Origin of the sequence: Tsukamurella tyrosinosolvens (assembly GCF_900104775.1) — a bacterium.
GTDB classification, from domain to species: domain Bacteria; phylum Actinomycetota; class Actinomycetes; order Mycobacteriales; family Mycobacteriaceae; genus Tsukamurella; species Tsukamurella tyrosinosolvens.
This window is the reverse complement of sequence record NZ_FNSA01000003.1, coordinates 3,550,402-3,571,480: the sequence shown is the minus strand read 5'-3', so window position 1 is coordinate 3,571,480 and position 21,079 is coordinate 3,550,402. Positions and strand designations below refer to the sequence as shown.

Here is a 21,079-nt window from a genome sequence, read left to right as displayed (position 1 = left end):
TGGTGGGCGTGAAACCGGACGAGGACGGTCATTACCCGGACGCGGCGCTGTGGCCGTGATCCGTGCCTACCGCGACGCCGACGCGCGCGCCCTGCGCGCCCTGTTCGTGCGGGCGGGGGAGGGCTCGCCGTCGGGCGAGCTGTGGCGCCATCCCGCGTCCGAACGGGCCGTCTACCTGGACCCCTACATCGAGCACTGCCCCGGATCGCTCTTCGTCGCCGAGGCCGACGGTGCGCTCGTCGGTTACCTGACGGGGTGCCCGCCGGGGTCGTCGCTGCCGGCGGAGGACGACCGGTTGATCGCCGCGTTCCGCAGCCCGGCGGCGCTGCTGCGCCCGGCGACGGTCCGGTTCCTCGGGCGCGCCGCGCTCGACCTCGCAACGGTGTGCCGCCGCGAACCGTCGGCCTCCGGCGAGCTCAAGGACGACCGGTGGCCGGCCCACCTGCACATCGACGTGGCTCCCGAAGCCCGCGGGACGGGGGCGGCGTACGGGCTGATGGCGGCCTGGACGGAGGCCCTGGGCGGCGCCGGCTGCCACCTGCAGACGCTGGTCGAGAACGTTCGAGCGGTGCGGTTCTTCGAGCGGTGCGGGTTCGTCCCGTACGGCCCCAGCCCGACGGTGCCGGGCGTCCGGCACCGCGGCGCGCGGGTCCACCAGCTCACCATGGTGCGGCCGTTCCCGGCGGCATGAGAAACTGGAGGGTGACGTGTGCCGGGAACCCGGCCAGCCGCCCGAGGAGTGAGACCGATTCCCAGCTTCGCCGATACCACCTTCACGGATCCCGCCCGGATCCGGAACTTCTGCATCATCGCGCACATCGACCACGGCAAGTCGACCCTGGCCGACCGGATGCTGCAGCTCACGGGTGTGGTCGAGGAGCGCGCCATGCGGGCGCAGTACCTCGACCGGATGGACATCGAGCGCGAGCGCGGCATCACCATCAAGGCGCAGAACGTGCGGCTGCCGTGGACGATCACGGGTGAGGACGGCTCCGACGAGGAGTACGTCCTGCACATGATCGACACACCGGGCCACGTGGACTTCACCTACGAGGTCTCCCGCGCCCTCGAGGCCTGCGAGGGCGCGATCCTCCTGGTCGACGCCGCGCAGGGCATCGAGGCGCAGACGCTGGCGAACCTGTACCTCGCGATGGACAAGGACCTGGAGATCATCCCGGTCCTCAACAAGATCGACCTCCCCGCCGCCGATCCCGATCGCTACGCCGAGGAGATCGCGCACATCACCGGCTGCGAGCCGGAGGACGTGCTGCGGGTCTCGGGCAAGACCGGCATCGGTGTCGACGCCCTGCTCGACCGCGTGATCGAGAAGGTCCCGCCGCCCGTCGGCGACGCCGACGCGCCCGCCCGCGCGATGATCTTCGACTCCGTCTACGACACCTACCGCGGCGTCGTCACCTACATCCGCGTGGTCGACGGCAAGATCGTCCCGCGCGAGAAGATCCAGATGATGTCGACCGGCGCCACCCACGAGCTGCTCGAGGTCGGCATCGTCTCGCCCGAGCCGAAGGCCTCGAAGGGCCTGGGCGTGGGCGAGGTGGGCTACCTCATCACCGGCGTGAAGGACGTGCGCCAGTCGAAGGTCGGCGACACCGTGACGACCGCGCGCAAGGGGGCCGAGGAGCCGCTCACGGGCTACGAGGAGCCCCGGCCGATGGTCTACTCGGGCCTGTACCCGGTGGACGGGTCGGACTATCCCGCGCTCCGCGAGGCGCTGGACAAGCTGCAGCTCAACGACGCCGCGCTGACCTACGAGCCGGAGACCTCCGTGGCGCTCGGCTTCGGCTTCCGCTGTGGCTTCCTCGGGCTGCTGCACATGGAGATCACCCGTGAGCGGCTGCAGCGCGAGTTCGGCCTCGACCTGATCTCCACTGCGCCCAACGTCGTGTATCGGGTGGTCGGCGAGGACGGCAAGGAGCTGATCGTCACCAACCCGTCGGACTGGCCGGACGGCAAGCTGCGCGAGACCTACGAGCCCATCACCAAGACCACGATCATCGCGCCCAGCGAGTTCGTCGGCACGATCATGGAGCTGTGCCAGTCGCGGCGCGGCGAGCTGGGCGGCATGGACTACCTGTCGGAGAGCCGCGTCGAGCTGCGCTACACGCTGCCGATGGCGGAGATCATCTTCGACTTCTTCGACTCGCTGAAGTCGCGCACCCGCGGCTACGCCTCGCTGGACTACGAGGAGGCCGGCGAGCAGCAGTCCGATCTGGTGAAGGTCGACATCCTCCTGCAGGGCGAGGCCGTCGACGCGTTCAGCGCGATCGTGCACCGCGACGGTGCGCAGGCCTACGGCAACAAGATGACGGTCAAGCTCAAGGAGCTCATCCCGCGCCAGCAGTTCGAGGTACCGGTGCAGGCCGCGATCGGCTCGAAGATCATCGCCCGCGAGAACATCCGCGCCATCCGCAAGGACGTGCTCGCCAAGTGCTACGGCGGCGACATCAGCCGTAAGCGCAAGCTGCTCGAGAAGCAGAAGGAGGGCAAGAAGCGCATGAAGACGATCGGCCGGGTCGACGTGCCGCAGGAGGCCTTCGTGGCGGCGCTGTCGTCGGAGTCCTCGGCCGACAAGCCGAAGGGCAAGTAGTGATCCGACGGTGACCGCACCGTCGGATCGCGGGTCCTCCCGGGGCCGCGCCGCGGGCGCGGGAGGAACTCTCCCGCGGTCCCGTCGGGTCCTTGCACATCGAGCCGATCGACGGCCCGGGGCGTGCGAGACCCGGCGCCTGGACGGAGCGCTCAGCCGTTGAACGCGGCGGGGTGCGGTCCGGTCCTGCCGTCGGCCTCCAGCGCGTCGATCGCGGCGATCTCCGCGTCGTCGAGGGTGAAGCCGAACAGGGCGAGGTTCGCGGCGATGCGGCTGGGCGTCACCGACTTCGGGATGACGACGGTGCCGTGCTGCAGGTGCCACCGCAGCACCACCTGCGCGGGCGTGACGCCATGGCGGGCCGCAGCCGTGGTGACCGCGGGGGAGTCGAGGGCCGCGCCCTGGGCGAGCGGGCTCCAGGCCTCGGTCGCGATGCCGAGGCGACGGTTAGCAGCCGTCGTCGCGCGGTTCTGGAGGGCGGGATGAAGCTCGATCTGGTTGACGGAGGGCAGGATCCCGCCGAGCGCGGCGACCCGGTCGAGGTGCTCGGGGAGGAAGTTGGAGACGCCGATCGAGCGGGTGCCCGCGCCGCGGAGGCCCTGCAGTTCCCGCCACGTGTCGAGGTAGGCGTCGGTCTCCGGTGCGGGCCAGTGGATGAGGTACAGGTCGACGTGGTCGAGGCCGAGGCGATCGAGGCTCGCGTCGAGCGCCGGGCGGGCGCGCCCCGCGCCGAGGTCCGCGACCCACAGCTTGGTGGTGACGAAGAGCTCCTCGCGGGGAACGCCGGAGGCGGCGAGGGCGCGGCCCACGCCCGCCTCGTTGCCGTAGATCATGGCGGTGTCGATGCTGCGGTAGCCGGCCTCGAGAGCCGCCTCGACGGCGCGCTGCGCCTCGTCGTCGGGGACCTGGAAGACGCCGAAGCCGACCTGCGGCATGAGGACTCCGTCGTTCAGGGTGACGGTGGGGATGGTGGTCATGGGGTTCTCCTCGGTGTGGGAAGGGTGGTGGTTCGGGGCGCTCACGCGGCGACGGGAACGGGCGCGGTCGCCGCGTCGGGGGCGTGCTCGCCACCGGCGACGCGGGTGGCGACGACGTAGGCCACCAGGCCGGCCAGGGTGATGCCGGCGCCCACCCAGAGCGGCGAGACGTAGCCGAGCCCGGCTGCGAGGGTGAGCCCGCCGGCCCAGGCGCCGAAGGCGTTGCCCAGGTTGAACGCGGCGATGTTGGCGCCGGAGGCGAGAGTGGGGGCGTCGCCGGCGTAGTTCATGATCCGCATCTGCAGGCCCGGCACGGTCGCGAAACCGAAGGCGCCCATGAGGACCAGCGCGATGACCGTCGCGATCTGGGATGTGGCGGTGAGCGCGAAGACGCCGAGAAGGACCGTCAGGGCGGCGAGCAGGACGATGAGCGTGAGCGGCAGGTTGCGGTCGGCGGCGCGGCCGCCGAGCAGGTTACCGGCGAACAGGCCGGCGCCGAACAGCACGAGTAGCCAGGGCACGGACGACGACGCGAAGCCGCTGACCTCGGTGAAGGTGAAGGCGATGTAGGTGAAGGCGCCGAACATGCCGCCGTAGCCGAGCACGGTGACCAGCATCGACAGCCACACCTGGGGGCTGCGGAAGATCCGGAACTCGGCGAACGGATGCGCGCCGGTCGCCGGGGCGGGCGTCGGCCGGACCAGCACGGCGATGCCGACGAGCGCGATGACTCCGATGATGGTGATGGCCCAGAAGGTGGAGCGCCACCCGGCGGCCTGACCGAGGAAGGTGCCCAGCGGCACGCCGAGGACGTTCGAGACGGTCAGGCCCGCGAACATGATGGAGATCGCTGCGGCGCGGCGGTTCTCGGGCACGAGGTCGGCGGCGACGACCGCGCCGATGCCGAAGAAGGCGCCGTGGCACAGCGCGGCGACGACCCGCCCGGCGAGCATGAACTCGTAGCTGCCGGCGAGGGCCGACATGAGGTTGCCGGCGATGAACAGGACCAGCAGCCCCAGCAGGGCGTGCTTGCGGTTCACCCGCCCGAGGCCGGCGGTCAGGATGATGCCACCGACGGCCACGGAGAGCGCGTATCCGGAGATGAGGTAGCCGGCGACGGTCTCGGTGACGGCGAAGTCGGCGGCGACCTCCGGGAGAAGGCCCATGATGACGAACTCGGTCAGTCCGATGCCGAAGCCCCCGAGGGCGAGCGCGAGGAGCGCGATGGGCATGACGATTCCTTAGGGATGAGGGGATGGTATGAGCGCGTCTGCAATCACCGGCGTCTGCAGTAGTTGCACGCACAACGAATAGATAGTTGCACACGCCGGTAATCCTCGCAAGGTGATATGCTGGGCGTCACGACGAAAGGGGCGCTGACCATGGGTATCGCCGACGACGCGGTGGAGATCCGCGCGCAGGGCTGGCGCACGCTGGTCGCTCTGCATGCGCTCATCGAGAACGAGCTCGAGCGATCGCTGCAGACCGGCCACGACCTCTCGGTCGTCGAGTTCACGGTGCTCGACGCGCTGAGTCGCCAGGACGGCTGGCACATGCGCATGCGGCAGCTCGCCCGGGCTGCGGCGTTGTCCAGTAGTGCGACCACGCGGCTGGTCACGCGGCTCGAGGATCGGGGGCTGCTCACTCGGATTCTGTGCGCCGACGACCGTCGCGGCATCTACACCGAGTTGACCCCCGCCGGGTGGGAGTTGCTCGCCGCGGCGCGCCCGACGCACGAGCGGGTGCTCCGCGACGCCTTGGCGGAGGCGGCGGAGCAACCTGAGCTGCGCACCCTTGTCGATGCGGTTCACGTGAAGACGCCCGAGGTCGCGCCCGCCTCCTGAGCCGTCCGGGTCGAATCACGGGAAACTTCAGGCACTTCCGCCCCTTCTGTTGTGATGAACATTGGTTTTCTTTCCTGATCGCGCGACAATGTGACCGGCATCACATCGATGCCGGGCCGCCCCCGGCGGCCAGTCGTCGTTCGACGGAGGATTGGGGAGATCAACCATGAACATGAGGACAACCGGAGTGCTCGGGCTCGCGATCGCGGGCGTGGCGTCGATGCTCTCGGTCGGTGCGGCCGCCGCGGATCCCGCGCCGCCGTACGTCGATCTGCAGGCCTTCGGCTACGTCAGTTGCGGCGGGCCGCTGCCCGACAGGCCGGAGCCGAATTCGCTGATCGACCACGGCTGGGTCACCAATCACGGTCCCGGTACGGCGTACGACGTGCGGGTGTGGTTCAACGGCGGCGCGAGCAAGTCCGCCGGGATGCTGGCTCCCGGCCAGTCGCTCCAGATCGAGCAGGTGGTGCCGAGCTGGGGCTGCCCGTTCCGCGCGATCTCCGTGAAGTCGTCGACGAGTACGTACGACATCAACGGCGGCAACAACTGGTGGGTGGCGCGCAACTGACGCGCGGACGATTCGCTCGCCGTCGGCCCCGGACCGCGCGGTTCGGGGCCGACCCGTGTGCCCACCGGAGTCTCCCTTTCGGCACGGTTGCGCGGAAGTGGCGGAAAGATAACGGGATTCGAGGAGATCGAGCCCGGATCGTGACCCGTCGTCCGTAACGCCGCTGCCGGGCTCCTCGACAAACCAGACAGCGCCACTCTCGGCGCCCGCGGTCGAAAATGCGCCGCGTCCGAAGAAGTTCGATCGGGGAAGTGGGGAATCGAATCATGAGGAAGATTGCATTGGCGGCCGCATCGGTCGCGATCGCCGGGGCCGCCACCATGGTCTCCGCGCCGTCCGCGAGCGCCTTCGTGCCCATCGTGGATCTGCAGGTCACGGGAGGTATCTCGTGCGGAGGCCCCCTGCCGGGCCGGGCCGAGACGAACTCGCAGACGGATCACGGCTACGTCCGCAACAACGGCAACGTGCCCGCGGTCAACGTCTGGCTCGGTTTCGGCGGCGGTGGGGGACAGGGCCGCGCGTCGCTCGCGCCCGGCCAGGGTTTCGCGGTCACACGAACCGTGCCGACCTGGGGCTGCCCGTTCCGGTCGACCTGGGTGCACACCGCGACCAGCAGTTTCGACATCAACTACAGCAACAACTACTTCGTCGCGCGCAACTGAGCGCGCGCGGTCAGGCGAGCGTCGCCTCGAGTCCGAGGAACCGCCCGTAGTCGCGGGTGGGGCCGACGAGGCGGCGCTTCGCCGCAGCGGTGATCTTCGTGAACGGCTCGATGGTGACGGTCACCGTCTTCGCGGTGGCCTTCTTGGTCCACACGCCCACGATCTCGCCGTCGATCACCACCATCGGCTTGAAGACGCCGTTGCGTCCCGGCACGATCCGGTTGAGGAACGATTCGTCGAGCTGCGGTGCGCGGGAGCCGTATCCGATGATGTACTCGTCGAAGCCCGGAAGCAGCAAGGGGCGCGCCAGGGCCTCGTCGACCTGCGCGTCCGTCAGGTCGACGGTGCCGGGCGCCACCAGGTAGGTGGTGCCGGCGAGGCGAACCCGTTCGACGGCGTCGCCCGCGGCGTCGATGCCCTCGTCCACGGCGCCCATCGGGAGGTACGCCCATTTCCCGATGTCCTGCCGGGTCACCGGGCCGCGGGCGGCGACGAATCGGGAGACCGCCTCACCGAGGGCGTGGTCCGGATCCCGGCGCTCGGCGACCCAGTCGTCGGCGAGGGCGAAGACGTCGGTCTTCGGTGCGGGGTCGGCGAAGACGATCGCCATGAGCTCGGTGAGGTCGCGCAGGATGTGACCGGTCTGCGAGTTGTCCAGTGGCAGTCCCGCGTCCGCGCACGCGGCGACGAGCTCGGGGCGGGTTCTCGACGCGCCGCCCACCAGTTCCGCACGGATGATCCGCTCGGCGTCCGCCATCATCGTGTCCGTGATCCCGAGCTGCGGGCGGCGCTTCGCGGCCTCCGCGCGTGAGCGGACCGTGAGCGCGGCGCTGAGCCAGTGCAGGTCCTCCGGCGCGGTGATCTGCAGCGTGCCTCGGGCGGGTCGATTCCGGGTGATCCGCCGCTCGGCCAGGTCGGCGAGGACCGAGGCGTCGTCGGGGCGCTCGGACGCCCTGAGCGAGAGCGCGAACCGCGCTGCGGCACCGTCCTGCGCCTGGATCGCGAGCATGCCGCGCGCCGCGTCCGGGGCGGTGCGCCAGTCCCGGACGCCGGGCACCAGTCCCTGGGCGCGGAGGCGGAGCGCGCGGATGCGGCGGATCTCGGGATCAGTGGTGCCCATGGCCGCATCCTTCCACGGGCGTAGCCTCGTCGGTGTGTGGAACACCTGGCTGACGCGCACCCTGGACATCGACCTGCCCATCCTCGGCGCCCCCATGGGTGGCCGCGCCGGCGGTGAGCTCGCGGGGCAGGTGACGGCCGCGGGTGGTCTCGGCATGATCGGCGCCGCGCGGTACGCCACGCCCGAGTGGATCGACGAGCAACTGCGCGTGATCCGAGCCGCCGCGGGCGAGGACGCCCCGCTGGCCTTCGGGTTGCAGACCTGGTCGCTCGCAGACAGTCCGGAGCTGTTGGATTCCGTGCTCGCAGCGCGGCCGAAGGTGGTCTCGCTGTCGTTCGGCGATCCTGCGCCGTTCGTGCAGCGGGTCAAGGACGCCGGTGCCGTGGTGATCTCGCAGATCAACTCCGTCGAGGACCTCCGGGAGGTCGAGGCCGCGGGCGTCGACGCCGTCGTCGCGCAGGGTGGTGAGGCCGGCGGGCACACCGGCCGGATCGCGACGCTGCCGCTTCTGCAGGAGGTGCTCCGCGCCACCGACCTCCCCGTGCTCGCCGCCGGCGGCATCGGTACCGGTGCGGGCCTGGCCGCCGTGCTGGCCGCGGGAGCGCAGGGCGCGCTCATCGGTACCGCCCTGCTCGCCTCGCCCGAGACCGTCGGACCCGACTACGCGATCCCGGCTCTGCTCAAGGCTCGGAGCACCGACACCGTGTACACCGACGTCTTCGACAAAGCGCGGCACCAGCCCTGGCCCACGCGTTGGTTCGGGCGCGCGCTCACCAACGACTTCACCGACCGCTGGCACGACGGCGATGGTGTCGAGGCGTCCTCCGGTACGGAAGAAGCGGTGAGTGCCGCCTACGACGGTGCGTTGCCCGAGGTCGGCGTCGTGTACGCGGGCCAGGCCGCGGGCCTCGTCGACGAGGTGCGCCCGGCCCGCGACGTGGTCACGTCCATCGCCGCCGACGCCGAGGCCCGGCTGCGGGCCGTCGGCGGACTGTTCGGCTGAGGCGCGGAGCCGGGCGGGCGTTCCCGCGCATCGGTCTCCGACCTGGGATTCGGGCCGGTTGTCGGTGGCGGGAGGTACGTTCGTCTCCGTGAACGTCGACGCCGCTACCGCCGCCAGAAACGCACCTCTCGCCACGGGGGAGATCGTCTGATGGCCGGCCTCGTCGCACCGAAGATCTCGCCCCTGCGCCTCGGCGATCTCGAAGACGGGAACACCGACGAACTGATGCCGGGGGACACCGAGGACCGCCGACGCTTCGCGGGCCCCACCGTTCAGGGACGTGACCTCAGCGGGATCACGTTCAGCGAGTGCAAGCTCGAGGGCTGGGAGGTCCGGGATGCGGTCTTCACGGAGTCGGCGTTCCTGGAGACGAGGATCAGCGCGCTGTTCGCCACGGGCTTCCGGGCATCGCGGTCCACGTTCCGCCAGGTCGAGGTCGACGATGCACGGATCGGCGCCGTCGAACTGATGGACTCCAAGCTGCGTTCCGTCGTCTTCACCGACGTCCGGCTGGGCTTCGTGAACCTGCGCGGCGCGGGCCTCACCGACGTGATCTTCCGGGGCTGCATGCTCGACGGCATCGACGCGGGCGACGCGACGCTCACCCGGGTCTCGTTCGAGGACTGCACCGCCGGTGAGATCGACGTGACGCGGGCGAAGCTGCAGCACGTCGACCTTCGGGGCCTGCAGGTCGAGCGGATCCGCGGGCTCGAGGGCATCGCCGGCGTCACCATGTCGCACCTGCAGGTGCTCGGCCTGGCGGAGGTCTTCGCCGCGCACCTGGGCATCCACGTCACCGACTGAGCATCACCGGACGGGCGCGGCGAGCCACGCCCCGATGAGCCAGCCGACCACGGTGAAGGCGAAGCCGATGATCGGCCAGATGAATGTGATCCGTCGGTCGTCGAAAGCTCTGCCGTAGCCGACGAGAGCGACGAGTGCACCTACTCCGGCACCGGAGTACGCGACGGCGATCCCCAAACGGGGCAACCCGGTGGATGCGCAGTCCTCCCAGGCGCACGGATCCGACGCCATCGCGAAGGCCAGCCCCGCCCACACGACGGCGAACAGGTTGGCCACGCCGAGGACGCAGAGCAGCAGACCGCCGAACAATGGCTCCGCCACCGGCCGCGAGGGCGTGCTCACAGCGTCATTGCCGTGTTCGCCATGCTGCCCGTGACGACGGTGCAGAGCACGACGAGGCCGATCCCGGCGAGCGGCCAGTAGAAGGTGTACCGCCGCCTGCGCGCCCGCAGGACGGTGACGACTCCGATGCCCACGACGATCGCGGCGATGCCCGCCCACTGCAGGAGGATCGCGGCGCCGGCCTTGTCCGAGGCGGCGCAGGGGCCGGGCGGGCACCCGTCGGCCGCCATCGCGTAGAAGCCGGCGAACATCGCCGCGACGTACGCGGTGCCGAGGAACAGGATCCACAGCACGACGCTCGCCGCGGTGTCCGCCGCCGTGGAGCGCTGCGTGCGCGGCGCGGGCTCGGTGGTGAACAGGGTGGGGAGGGCTATCGGATCGCTCATGGAATCAGCATCGCCGGGCCGCGGCGGCTCGGAATCCGTGGAACTACTCAGGCCGTGTGAGGACTTGTCCGGGTAGGTTCGTCTGCGTGACCGTCGATGCCGTACTCGCCCCCAGCACCCTGCCCTTCGCCCTGCCGGACTTCGCCGCGTTCGCGGACGCGGACTACGAGGCGGCCTTCGCCGAGGGCTTCGCCCGGCACCGTCGGGACATCGCGGCGATCGCCGAGAATCCCGAGCCCGCCACGTTCGAGAACACCGTCGAGGCGATGGAACGCGCCGGTCAGGACCTGGGGCGGGTGGCCGCGGTCTTCTTCTCGCTGACCTCCACCGACCGCACCGACGCGTTGGAGGCCGCGCAGGCGGCGATCTCGCCGCGGTGGTCGGCGCACTTCGACGCGATCCTCATGGATGCGGCGTTGTTCGCCCGCATCGATGAGCTATACACCCGGCGTGGCGATCTCGGGCTCGATGCCGAGCAGCAGCGCCTCCTCGAGCGGTACCACCTGCGTTTCGCCCGTGCGGGCGCGGGGCTGGACGCCGCGGCGCAGGAACGGCTTCGGACGATCAACACCGAGCTCGCCGAGCTCACGACCGAGTTCTCCCGGCGCACCCTTGCCGAGACCAACGCCTCCGCCGTGCATTTCGCGACCGAGGCCGAGCTCGACGGCCTGGACGCGGATGCCGTCGCCGCCGCTCGCGCCGCGGCGCAGGAGGCCGGTCGCGAGGGATACCTGCTGGCCCTGGGGTATCCGCTCAACCAGCCGAACCTCGCGCGGCTGACGGACCGCGAGTCGCGCCGGAAGGTCTTCGAGGCCTCGTCGGAGCGGAACACGCGCGGCGGCGAGAACGACACCCGCGAGTTGATCGCCCGCGTCGCGGCCCTGCGCGCCGAGCGGGCCGCGCTCTTCGGGTACCCGCACCACGCGGCGTACCAGATCGCCGACCAGACCGCGGGGACCGCCGAAGCGGCCCTCGGGATGCTGCGCGACCTCGCCGCCCCGGCCGCGCGGAACGCCGCCGCCGAGCGCGCCGAACTGGAGGAGCTCGCCGGGCATCCGATCGAGGCCTGGGACTGGCCGTACTACGCCCGCATCGCCGAGCAGCGCGCGCAGGCGGGGGACGGCGGCGCGGAGGGGCCGCAGCTCAGCGACTTCCTCGCGCTCGACACAGTCATCGAGAACGGCGTGTTCGAGGCCGCGTCGCGGATGTACGGGCTCGCTTTCACCGAGCGCACCGATCTCGCGCTGTACCACCCGGACGCGCGGGCGTGGCAGGTCACCGGGCCCGACGGTACGCCGCTCGGCCTGTTCATCGGGGACTACTTCGCGCGGCCGAGCAAGCGCGGAGGAGCGTGGATGACCAGCTTCGTGGACCAGTCGGCGCTGCTCGATGCGCGGCCCGTGATCATCAACGTCTGCAACTTCGTCCGGCCGCCCGCGGGGCGCCCCGCGCTGCTCACGCGCGACGAGGTGACCACTGTCTTCCATGAGTTCGGGCACGCGCTGCACGGCCTGCTCTCGGACGTCACCTACCCGTACTTCTCGGGGACCAGCGTGCCGCGCGACTTCGTGGAGTTCCCGTCCCAGTTCAACGAGATGTTCGCCGCGTGGCCGACGATCCTCGACGGGTACGCCCGGCACTACGAGACCGGCGAGCCGTTGCCCGCCGGACTCCGGCGGTCGGTGCTCGAGCCCGGTACGCGCGGTGAGGGATTCGGCACCGTCGAATACCTGGCGGCGGCCGTGATCGACCTGGCGTGGCACATGATCGAGCCGGGCACGGTCGTCGCCGACGTGGAGGCCTTCGAGGCCGCGGCGCTCGCCGACGCCGGGCTCGACGTGGCCGGCGTGCCGCCGCGGTACCGCGGCCCGTTCTTCAACCACATCTTCTCCGGCGGCTACAGCGCCGGCTACTACAGCTACATCTGGTCGGAGGTGCTCGACGCCGACGCGTCCGCCTGGTTCACCGCGCACGACGGTCCGACGCGCGAGAACGGCGAGAAGCTCCGTACGGCCGTGCTCTCCCGCGGCGGGAGCGTCGATGCGTCGCAGGCGTACCGCGACTTCCGCGGCGCCGACCCGGACATCACGCCGCTGCTGGAGCGTCGCGGCCTGACGCCGTAGCGGATTGTGTCGACGCCCCAGATACCGGTGTCATGGGATCCGATGAAATGTTCGATTCTGATGGCGCTATCGCAAATACGGGCGTAGAATGGGGCTATGGCCATTCCGTCGGCGTTGCTCGATCTACCTGGGGATATTATCCCTCAGGGGCTCGCCGCTGCTGGTGTCGACCCGTGCGCGGTGGCCCAGGTTCTGTTCGAACAACGGCGGAGTGAGAATCGTGCCTTCTGTCGCACCATGACCACCGTGTACGCGCTGCACCGGGTGATGTACGCGGACGACGAGGCCGAGTACCTGGCGCAGCCGGGCGATTATGTGGAAGCGGTGCAGGCGCGGCGTCGGCTCTCCGCTGCGGCGGAGGCGCTGGAGGCACAGGCCTCCACAGCTATGCGCGTGGGGCCGTCCGCCGCCGCGCACGCGATCGAGGTCGCGGTCGGCCTCGTGGAGCGCATCCCGCGGATACTCTCGCTGATCGGCGAGGGCGTGATCTCGCCGAAGGCCGGAGAGGTCGCGTTGACGCGTTCGCGCGTGCTCAGTGCGGAACAGGTGCGGGTCTTCGACGGGCGCCTCGCGGAGCGCCTGACTCGGCAGTACGAAGTGCTCGCGCTCCCTGCGCTGCGCGAGGCCGCCGACCTGGTGGTGGATCAGATCGATCCCGAGGCGGTGGAGCGGCGCCGTCGGGCGGCCGAGCAGGACCGCCGGGTCACGTTCCGCCCCGAGGAGGACGGGATGGCGGCGGCGTTCGCGCTCCTGCCGGCGCAGGACACTGCCGAACTGTCGACGCGGGTGGACTACATCGCAGGCACCGTGTGCGCGGAGGATCCGCGGACGCTGCCCCAGCGATACGCCGATGGTCTGATGCAGCTCACCCGCGGTTACTCCACGCTCGGGTGCCAGTGCGAGACAGCGGAATGCAGGTACCGCGAAGCTCGCTACCAGGGCGAACCGGATGCCGACGGCGTGATCACCCGCTTCATCACGATGATCAACGTGGTGGTGAACGAGAGGGACCTCGCCGACCCTGCGGATACGACCACCGATGTCGCAGGTGGCGGCAGCGAGGCGGAGGGGGCCGGCGATGCGAGCGGGTTCGCGTATCTGGTGGGGCACGGGCCGATCACCGGCGCTCACGCGCGCGAACTCGCCGCACGGGACGACGCGAAGGTCCGGCCGTTCGGGCGGCGGATCGCCGACTCCTCGGAGACGCTCGCGCCCGACGTCGGTGCCGAGCCGTCGTTGACTGCGGTGGACGACGCGGGTTCCACGCGTGCGACGCACGACATCGCGTTCACCTTCGCCGAGATCGTCGCCCGCATCGAGGGGCACTCCGGGCCGTGGGGCGGGCCTGCGGGCGATGGCCCTGATGATCCCGAGCCCGACGATCCCGGGCCGGCCGGAGGCTCACCGCCCGATGGAGACCGAGGCCCGGATACCGGTCCCGCCGGCGCTCCGCCACCGGGTGGCCGGCGGATGGACATCGGATCGAGCGATGTGGGAGGCCCCGGCCCGTCGGAAACGACCAGCCGCGCATCGCGAGGCGGTGCGGTGGTGCGGGCGCGCGGCAGCGCCGGGTACCGGCCATCGGCGGACCTGCGCCGGTACCTGCGGCTGTTGTTTCCGCGCTGCGTGTTCCCCTTCTGCAACCGCCCCGCGTCGCGGGCGCAGATCGATCATCGTCGCGAGTACGACCACCGCGCCCCGGAGTTGGGAGGTGGGACGACGGCGGACCAGATCCAGCCGCTGTGCGTCGCCCATCACCAGCTGAAGACCGCGGGCCAGTGGATCGACGCGAGGTTGAATGATGGGCGGATCCTGTGGGCCTCGCCGGACGGCCGGCGCTACATCGTCGATCCGCACGGCGTCGTCCTGGAACTCTTTCCGGACCTCGCACGCGTCGAGTGGATCGTCCCCGAGCGTGCGATTTCGCCGCGTGCGGAAGCCGCTGCCGGCGTACGAACTCGCCTGCAGCGCGAGCACGCGCGCCGAGAGAGGCTGCGCCGCCGGAATATTGCGACGATGGAAGCGGAGCGGTCCCGACACTGCGCACCCCTGAGCGAGTTCGAAGACGGTCTCGTCGCCGCCCTCGGTGTGCCGCGACCGCGCCGCGCACCGTCGTTCGACGGTCCGCCGCCCTACTGACCCGCCCGGAACACCGCTCGCAGCGGAGACGGATCACCGTCGAGCCCACCCTGCGCGATCGCCTCCTCGACCGAGACCGTGCCGGTCGCGAGGCCGACGACGACATCCGGCGAGGCGCTCAGCACCGTGCCGGGTCGCTCCGCCGGTACAACCGCCGACGGGCCGGTCTCATCGATGCGGACGAGCATGAGGAATCCCTCGGTCTCGATCCCGACCTCGACGCTCGGCGACGCGGTGCGGCCTCGGAGCAGTGCCGGGACGGCGAGTGTGAGCCAGCGCGGCTGGAACGCGTCGTCGCCGCGTCCTGAGGCTAGGAGGGGGATTCCCCACCGCCCGAGCGCCTCCATCGGCTCGCGGAGCTCCGCGCCCCACGGCGTGAGTCGATAGACCACACCCGCACCGTCGAGGTGGCGCTCGACGATCCCGTTCGCTTCGAGGCTGCGCAGTCGGTCCGCCAAGAGGTTCGTCGCGATTCCCGCGAGCGAGGTCTTCAGCTCGCCGTACCGCATCGCCCTGGGCAGCAGCTCGCGGACGATCAGGAGGGTCCATCGGTCGCCGATCACGTCCAGCGAGCGCGCGAGCGCGCAGAACTGACCGTACGAGCGGGCCGGCGCCGAGCGATTGACTTTTTCAACCATGCTTGATTGTATCAAGTCGATACGCAGGATGGCGCGACCGAGGAGCGATTCCCATGGACATGACCATCAGCTGGCTCGCGGTACTCGCGGCGACGGTCGTCGGGTTCGTGATCGCCTTCGTCTGGTACAGCGACTGGGGGCTCGTGGGCGGGACGTGGCGCAAGCTGACCGGTGTCACGAAAGAGATCTCGGCCGGTGCGGGCAAGGGGCCGATGGTGATCTTCGTTGCCTCGCTGGTCTTGACGGCGATCGGCCTGGCGGCGGCGGACTCGCTCGCGGCCGGCTTCTTCGACAGCGATTCCCCATGGCTCGGTGTCGCGGTCGGGGCGGCGGCGTGGGCGGGCTTCTCGGTCTCGACGCTGGCGCAGCACAACGGCTTCGAGATGAAACCCACGCGGCTGACCGTGATCAACTGCGCGTATCAGCTGGTGCTGTTCGTGGGCATGGGGCTGACCATCGGGCTGCTCCAGTAGTCGCCCGCAGCAGCCGGGCCGGACGGGCCCGGCCGCTGGCGTCTTTCTTCCGCGTCAGGAGACGATCACGCCGCGCGGGTCGGTGCGGCTCTCCCGGTCGGCGACGGCGCGATGGATGTCCCGGGCGCGGAAGTCCAGGCCGTTCCGGTCGCTCGTCAGCCAGACGAGGAAGACGACGAATGCGATCAATGCCAGCACGCTGAGCATCTCGACCTCCTTGGTTCGAAGGATCACGGTTGATAGTGATGAACCTTCAAGCTATCACCGCGCGGGACGGTGATCGAGGTGATGCTGAACACGTCAGCGGCGGAAGCGCAGCGTGACGATCTGAAAGGGGCGCAACGTGAGTCGCGTCTCACTCGTCCGCTCGGGATCGGCGAGCGGGCGCTCCAACAGGTCGGTGCGGACGACGGAGTCGTGCTCGAAGTCGGCATGGACGGTCGCGGCCGCGCGGGTGCCGCGGGACTCGTAGAGGCGCACGACGACGTCACCGCTGCCGTCCTCCGCGAGCTTGACCGCCTCCACGATCACGCCCGGGTGGTCGACGGTGACGAGCGGGGCGACCGCCGCGACCACGCCGGGCACCGTGCGCGGCGCGAGGTTGCGGCGGTAGCCCTCCTCCACGGCGTCGCCGATCGTCGCGCCCGGCCGGACCGACACGGCGAGGCGGTGCGGACCCTGATCGGCCTCGGGATCGGGGTAGCGGGGCGCGCGCAGCAGCGAGAGCCGCACGACGGTGCCGGAGGTGCCCGATGGTGCGGTGCCGGGCGCTGCGCCGCCGGAATCGGCGGTGAGCCGGGTGATGTCGTGGCCGTACGTGGAGTCGTTCGCGACGGCGACGCCGTAGTCCGGCTCGCCCACGTGCACCCAGCGGTGCGCGCAGATCTCGAACTTCGCGGCGTCCCACGACGTGTTGGCGTGCGTCGGCCGGAACACGTGGCCGAACTGGGTCTCCGCGGCGCTGCGGTCGGCCGACACGTCCAGCGGGAAGGCGAGCTTGAGCAGCTTCTGCCGCTCGTGCCAGTCGATGTCGCTCACGATGTCGAGGGCGGGGGAGCCCGCGCGCAGCGAGATCCGCTGGACGATCATCGAGTCGCCGAAGGCGCGGCGCACGACCACGGCGTCGCCGTCGACAGCGACCGATTCCACGTCGACGAGGTCCGTGACGTCGCGGCGGTAGAACGAGTCGATGTCCCACGCCTCCCAGTGGTTCGGGATGTCGCGGTGCAGCTGCAGGAGGTTGCCGGGCGCCGCCATCGCCTCCCGGCCGGTCGCGGCGTCGACGAGCGAGACCAGCAGGCCGCGCGCGTCGATCAGCGCCGACACCACGCCGTTGTCCAGCCGGAAGCCCGAACCCTCGGGGGCGGGTTGTACGGACCCGGGCGCATCGACCACCACCGCGCCCAGGGCGGGAACTCCGTCGCGGGCGTGCGGCGCGGCGTTGAACACCAGTCGGCGCTCGCCGGCATCCGCGACCTGCGGTGTCCGGGAGTCGCTGCCCGCCAGCGCCTCCAGGGCCGCCGCGATGATCCGTTCGAGCCGCCGCGCCACCGCGGCGTAGTTCCGCTCCGCGTCCTTGTGCACCCACGCGATCGAACTGCCCGGGAGGATGTCGTGGAACTGCTGGAGCAGCACGAGGTGCCAGATCTCCTCGAGTTCCTCCGCCGGGTAGGCGAATCCGGTGCGTACGGCGGCGGTCGCCGCCCACAGCTCGGCCTCCCGCAGTAGGTGTTCGCTGCGACGGTTGCCCTGCTTGGTGTTCGCCTGCGAGGTGTAGGTGCCGCGATGGAACTCCAGGTACAGCTCACCCACCCAGCGCGGCGGGTGCGCTAGCTCCGCGGCGGCGGCGTCGAAGAACTCGGCGGGCGAGGCGATCTCGACGGTGGGTGAGCCCTCGAGCGAGGCGGTGCGCGCCGCGGCGGCGAGCATCTCCCGGGTGGGGCCGCCGCCACCGTCGCCCCACCCGAACGGGACGAGCGAGCGCGTGCCCGCGCCCTGCTCGCGGTAGTTCTTCTGCGCCCGAGCGAGATCCGCGCCGGACAGGTCCGAGTTGTACTTGTCGACGGGCGGGAAGTGCGTGAACAGCGCCGTGCCGTCGATGCCCTCCCAGAGGAAGGTCGAGTGCGGCATCAGGTTGGTCTGGTTCCACGACAGCTTCTGCGTGAGGAAGTACCGCGAGCCCGCCGCGGCGACGATCTGCGGCATCGCCGCGGAGTAGCCGAAGGAGTCGGGGAGCCACGCCTCCGGGGTGTCGATCCCGAACTCGTGCAGGAAGAACCGCTTGCCCATGACGAACTGGCGGGCCATCGCCTCGCCGCCGGGCATGTTGGTGTCGGCCTCGACCCACATGCCGCCGACCGGCACGAACCGGCCGGCCGCGACGTGGTCCTTGATCCGCCCGAACAGCTCCGGATACCGATCACGCACCCACGCGAACTGCTGCGCCGACGAACAGGCGAAGCGGAACGAGGGATCGCGGTCCATGAGGTCCACGACGTTCGCGAAGGTCCGCGCGCACTTGCGGGCCGTCTCGCGGACGGGCCACAGCCACGCGGAATCGATGTGCGCGTGGCCGACCGCCGTGATCCGGTGCGCCGACCCGTGGGCCGGCGAGGCGAGCGCGGGCGCCAGCGCCGCCCTGCCCTCCGCCGCGGTGCCGGCGACGTCGTGCGGGTCCACCGCATCGAGCATCCGCTCCAGGGCGCGGAGCACCTCGTGCCGTCGGGGCAGGTCGAACGGCAGCTCGTGCATCAGGCCGTTCAGCGTCCAGATGTCCTGCTGCAGCTCCCACACCGTCACATCGCGCAGCGCGAGGTCGATCGTGCCCAGCCGGTACAGCGGACCGTCGCCCGCCGTCTCCCGATCACCGAGATGCGTGGGGGAGACGAAGTCGCCGCCCAAGTCGGGGTTCGCGGCGGCCTCGATGTACAGGTCCACCGGCGCACCGGGCTCCAGCGGCACGTACGCGTTGAACGGTGAGATCCCCTTCACGACGGTGCCGTCCGCGCGGTACACGAGCGCCTCGGCGTTGAAGCCGGGGCCGCCGGTGAAACCGAGCTCGACGCGGAGCTCGAGCGCACCGTCTGCGCCCGACCAGTCCGGCGGCGGCGCCCCGGTCACGTGGAGCCACAGCGTGGACCACGGTGCGCCCCAGGGGGTGCCGGCGGCGATCGGGGTGAAGTCCTGCGCCACCGCCTCGGCGAAGGGCACCGGCTCGCCCGGGGCGGCCCACGCGGTGACGGTGACCGGGGCGCAGTGCGAGTACACCGCCCCGTTCAGGAACTCCCGGGTGAACCTGTCGAGCCGCTCTTCGGTCAGCCGCCGGTCGTCGTGCATGCCTGCACGCTACTGCCGTCAGGGCGTGTGATGTGCGGGAAGGAACGCGGACGCGTCGTGGCCCGACTCCTCGGCCCGGATCACGTGCACCACCGCGTTGATCAGCGCCAGGTGGGTGAACGCCTGCGGGAAGTTCCCGAGGTGCTTGCCCGACTTCGGGTCGATCTCCTCCGCGTACAGCTTCAGCGGCGACGAGTACGCCAGCAGCCGCTCGCACAGCGCCCGCGCCCGGGTGACCTCGCCGATCTCGACCAGCGCCGAGACCAGCCAGAACGAGCAGATCGTGAACGTGCCCTCCTCGCCGTGCAGGCCGTCGTCGGTCTCCTCCACGCGGTAGCGCAGCACGAGGCCGTCCTCGGTGAGCTCATCGGCGATGGCGAGCACCGTCGCCCGGACCCGCGGGTCGTCGGACGGCAGGAACCGCAGCAGCGGCACCAGCAGCAGGGAGGCGTCGAGCGCGGGCGAGCCGTAGCGCTGGGTGAAGACGCCGCGATCGTCGACGCCGTGCTCGAGGATGTCGGCCTTGATGACCTCGGCCTTCTCCGCCCACTCGCGGGCGTAGTCGTCCTCCCCGTGCATCGCCGCGAGCTTGGCCCCGCGGTCCAGCGCGACCCAGCACATGACCTTGGAGCTGGTGAAGTGCTGCGGCTCGCCGCGTACCTCCCAGATGCCGCGGTCGGGCTCGCGCCAGTGCTTGAGCGCCTCCTCGACCTGCTCCTTGAGCACCGGCCACAGCGTCTCCGGGATCCGCTCGGAGGACTTGGTGTTCAGGTACACCGAGTCCAGCATCGTGCCCCAGATGTCGTGCTGGCGCTGGTCGAACGCCCCGTTGCCGATCCGGACGGGCCGCGCACCGTCGTACCCGGAGAGGTGACCGAGCTCCTCCTCGAGGAGGGTGCGCTCGCCGCCGACCCCGTACATGACCTGCAGCGGGTGGCGCTCGCCGTTGTTGGCGCCGGAGACGTCGGCGATGAAGGAGAAGAAGTCCTCGGCCTCCCGGTCGAGGCCCAGCGTGTACAGGCCCCACAGCGCGAACGTGGAGTCGCGCACCCAGGCGTAGCGGTAGTCCCAGTTCCGCACGCCGCCCGGCGTCTCCGGGAGCGAGGTGGTGGAGGCGGCGAGCAGCGCGCCCGTGGGGGAGTACGTCAGGCCCTTGAGGGTGAGCGCCGACCGCTGCAGGTAGGTGCGCCACGGGTGATCGGGGAACTGGCCGCGGTTGATCCACTGGCGCCAGGACTCCGCGGTCGCCCACATCTTCTGCGTCGCCTCGGGGTAGGTCTGGGGCACCGGGTGCTTGCTCCAGGACAGGGCGACGAAGACCTCGTCGCCCTCCTTGAGCCGGGTGTGCGCCCGGGCCTCCCGGCCCTCCAGTCCCAGCCGCATGTTCGTGGTGAGCTTGAGCTCCGGGTTCGCGCCGAAGTCCGTGCGGGCCCGCGCGACGGCCTCGCCGTAACCGTCGGCCGAGTAGGTCCACTCGCAGCCGGCCCGGTGGTAGTCGAAGGCCGGCTCGCAGTTGAGCTGCAGCTCGACGGTGCCGGACACGCACCGCGCGGTGCGGAGCAGGATGTGCTCGGCGTCCCAGTCCGTCGGGGTCCGACGGTGCGTGCGGGACCGGGTGCTCGTGTCGTGCCACGGGCCCATCACGAGCGCGTCGCGCACGATGAGCCAGCCCGTCGAGGTCTGCCACGTGGTCTCCAGCATGAGGCTGCCCGGCAGGTACCGGCGGTCGACGGGGACCTTGACGCCGTACGGCCCGAGACGGAAGGAACCGGCGCCGCGGTCCAGGATCGCGCCGAAGACGCTGGGGGAGTCAGGGCGGGGGATGCACATCCACTCGACGCTGCCGTCGCGTGCGATCAGGCACGTGTTCTCGCAGTCCGAGAGGAAGGCGTAGTCGTGGATGGGCGGGAAGACGGCGTCGCCGATCGACGGTGCGTCGGTGACGAGCGCGTCGAGGCCGAGCACGTCCGGGCCGGATGCGTCGGGTGCGCCGGTGTCGGACGCGGCGGGCTCGCCGGGGCCGGACGCGGCGGGAGTCGGGGCGTCGTTCTTCGCT

19 protein-coding genes are annotated in these 21,079 nt (G+C 70.8%); 10 read left to right on the top strand and 9 right to left on the bottom strand.

Going from position 1 to position 21,079, the window contains the following annotated elements:
• The first annotated feature begins 49 nt into the window (after positions 1 to 49).
• Entirely contained in the window at positions 50 to 691 is a 642-nt protein-coding gene (locus BLW32_RS19690) for a GNAT family N-acetyltransferase (protein ID WP_068739362.1), read from the top strand.
• Positions 692 to 739: 48 nt separating this feature from the next.
• Entirely contained in the window at positions 740 to 2,608 is a 1,869-nt protein-coding gene (gene lepA, locus BLW32_RS19685) for a translation elongation factor 4 (protein WP_139286269.1), read from the top strand.
• A gap of 152 nt (positions 2,609 to 2,760) precedes the next feature.
• Here lepA and BLW32_RS19680 read toward each other — a convergent pair whose 3' ends face one another.
• Together BLW32_RS19680 and BLW32_RS19675 are read right to left on the bottom strand one after the other, a co-directional pair.
• Complete coding sequence (locus BLW32_RS19680) at positions 2,761 to 3,585, bottom strand: aldo/keto reductase (RefSeq protein ID WP_068739360.1); 825 nt, start codon at positions 3,583 to 3,585, stop codon at positions 2,761 to 2,763.
• Between the two features lie 41 nt (positions 3,586 to 3,626).
• Complete coding sequence (locus BLW32_RS19675) at positions 3,627 to 4,817, bottom strand: MFS transporter (protein ID WP_068739358.1); 1,191 nt, start codon at positions 4,815 to 4,817, stop codon at positions 3,627 to 3,629.
• Positions 4,818 to 4,967: 150 nt separating this feature from the next.
• On the opposite strand from BLW32_RS19675, the gene BLW32_RS19670 reads away from it, so the two are divergent.
• From BLW32_RS19670 to BLW32_RS19660, 3 genes are all read left to right on the top strand, one after another.
• Positions 4,968 to 5,429, top strand: coding sequence for a MarR family winged helix-turn-helix transcriptional regulator (locus BLW32_RS19670; protein ID WP_068523203.1), 462 nt, complete (start codon positions 4,968 to 4,970; stop codon positions 5,427 to 5,429).
• A 166-nt stretch (positions 5,430 to 5,595) separates the two neighbouring features.
• Positions 5,596 to 5,997 carry a hypothetical protein gene (locus tag BLW32_RS19665; protein ID WP_139286268.1) on the top strand — a complete coding sequence of 134 codons (402 nt, stop codon included), beginning with the start codon at positions 5,596 to 5,598 and terminating at the stop codon, positions 5,995 to 5,997.
• Positions 5,998 to 6,263: 266 nt separating this feature from the next.
• Positions 6,264 to 6,659, top strand: a complete 396-nt coding sequence (locus tag BLW32_RS19660) for a hypothetical protein (protein ID WP_139286267.1) — start codon at positions 6,264 to 6,266, stop codon at positions 6,657 to 6,659.
• A gap of 10 nt (positions 6,660 to 6,669) precedes the next feature.
• Here BLW32_RS19660 and BLW32_RS19655 read toward each other — a convergent pair whose 3' ends face one another.
• Entirely contained in the window at positions 6,670 to 7,779 is a 1,110-nt protein-coding gene (locus tag BLW32_RS19655; protein WP_068739356.1) for a winged helix DNA-binding domain-containing protein, read from the bottom strand.
• Here BLW32_RS19655 and BLW32_RS19650 point away from each other — a divergent pair.
• Together BLW32_RS19650 and BLW32_RS19645 are read left to right on the top strand one after the other, a co-directional pair.
• Positions 7,778 to 8,782 carry an NAD(P)H-dependent flavin oxidoreductase gene (locus BLW32_RS19650; protein WP_068739353.1) on the top strand — a complete coding sequence of 335 codons (1,005 nt, stop codon included), beginning with the start codon at positions 7,778 to 7,780 and terminating at the stop codon, positions 8,780 to 8,782. The two genes, BLW32_RS19655 and BLW32_RS19650, sit on opposite strands and share 2 nt — an antisense overlap.
• 150 nt (positions 8,783 to 8,932) lie before the next feature.
• Positions 8,933 to 9,586: a pentapeptide repeat-containing protein gene (locus tag BLW32_RS19645; RefSeq protein WP_068739351.1), complete on the top strand. Its 654-nt coding sequence runs from the start codon at positions 8,933 to 8,935 to the stop codon at positions 9,584 to 9,586.
• Between the two features lie 3 nt (positions 9,587 to 9,589).
• Here the strand turns inward: BLW32_RS19645 and BLW32_RS19640 are convergent, their stop codons facing one another.
• Together BLW32_RS19640 and BLW32_RS19635 are read right to left on the bottom strand one after the other, a co-directional pair.
• Positions 9,590 to 9,928 carry a hypothetical protein gene (locus tag BLW32_RS19640; RefSeq protein ID WP_068739349.1) on the bottom strand — a complete coding sequence of 113 codons (339 nt, stop codon included), beginning with the start codon at positions 9,926 to 9,928 and terminating at the stop codon, positions 9,590 to 9,592.
• Positions 9,925 to 10,314 (bottom strand): hypothetical protein, encoded by a 390-nt coding sequence (locus tag BLW32_RS19635; RefSeq protein ID WP_068739344.1) that lies wholly within the window; start codon positions 10,312 to 10,314, stop codon positions 9,925 to 9,927. The genes BLW32_RS19640 and BLW32_RS19635 overlap by 4 nt, the downstream gene beginning before the upstream one ends.
• A gap of 86 nt (positions 10,315 to 10,400) precedes the next feature.
• On the opposite strand from BLW32_RS19635, the gene BLW32_RS19630 reads away from it, so the two are divergent.
• Entirely contained in the window at positions 10,401 to 12,437 is a 2,037-nt protein-coding gene (locus tag BLW32_RS19630) for a M3 family metallopeptidase (protein ID WP_068739342.1), read from the top strand.
• Positions 12,438 to 12,533: 96 nt separating this feature from the next.
• The gene (locus tag BLW32_RS19625; protein WP_082791169.1) at positions 12,534 to 14,576 is read left to right on the top strand and encodes an HNH endonuclease signature motif containing protein; all 2,043 of its coding nucleotides are present in this window, start codon (positions 12,534 to 12,536) and stop codon (positions 14,574 to 14,576) included.
• Here the strand turns inward: BLW32_RS19625 and BLW32_RS19620 are convergent.
• Positions 14,570 to 15,214 carry a winged helix-turn-helix transcriptional regulator gene (locus BLW32_RS19620; protein WP_068739339.1) on the bottom strand — a complete coding sequence of 215 codons (645 nt, stop codon included), beginning with the start codon at positions 15,212 to 15,214 and terminating at the stop codon, positions 14,570 to 14,572. The two genes, BLW32_RS19625 and BLW32_RS19620, sit on opposite strands and share 7 nt — an antisense overlap.
• A gap of 53 nt (positions 15,215 to 15,267) precedes the next feature.
• On the opposite strand from BLW32_RS19620, the gene BLW32_RS19615 reads away from it, so the two are divergent.
• The gene (locus BLW32_RS19615; protein WP_068739338.1) at positions 15,268 to 15,687 is read left to right on the top strand and encodes a DUF1761 domain-containing protein; all 420 of its coding nucleotides are present in this window, start codon (positions 15,268 to 15,270) and stop codon (positions 15,685 to 15,687) included.
• A 54-nt stretch (positions 15,688 to 15,741) separates the two neighbouring features.
• Here the strand turns inward: BLW32_RS19615 and BLW32_RS19610 are convergent, their stop codons facing one another.
• The 3 genes from BLW32_RS19610 to BLW32_RS19600 form a co-directional block, all read right to left on the bottom strand.
• Entirely contained in the window at positions 15,742 to 15,921 is a 180-nt protein-coding gene (locus BLW32_RS19610; protein ID WP_068521323.1) for a hypothetical protein, read from the bottom strand.
• Positions 15,922 to 15,987: 66 nt separating this feature from the next.
• On the bottom strand, positions 15,988 to 19,023 hold the full coding sequence (locus BLW32_RS19605) for an alpha-mannosidase (RefSeq protein ID WP_068739336.1): 3,036 nt from the start codon (positions 19,021 to 19,023) through the stop codon (positions 15,988 to 15,990).
• An 18-nt stretch (positions 19,024 to 19,041) separates the two neighbouring features.
• Positions 19,042 to 20,988, bottom strand: coding sequence for a glycoside hydrolase family 15 protein (locus tag BLW32_RS19600; RefSeq protein ID WP_102103345.1), 1,947 nt, complete (start codon positions 20,986 to 20,988; stop codon positions 19,042 to 19,044).
• Positions 20,989 to 21,079 lie beyond the last annotated feature (91 nt).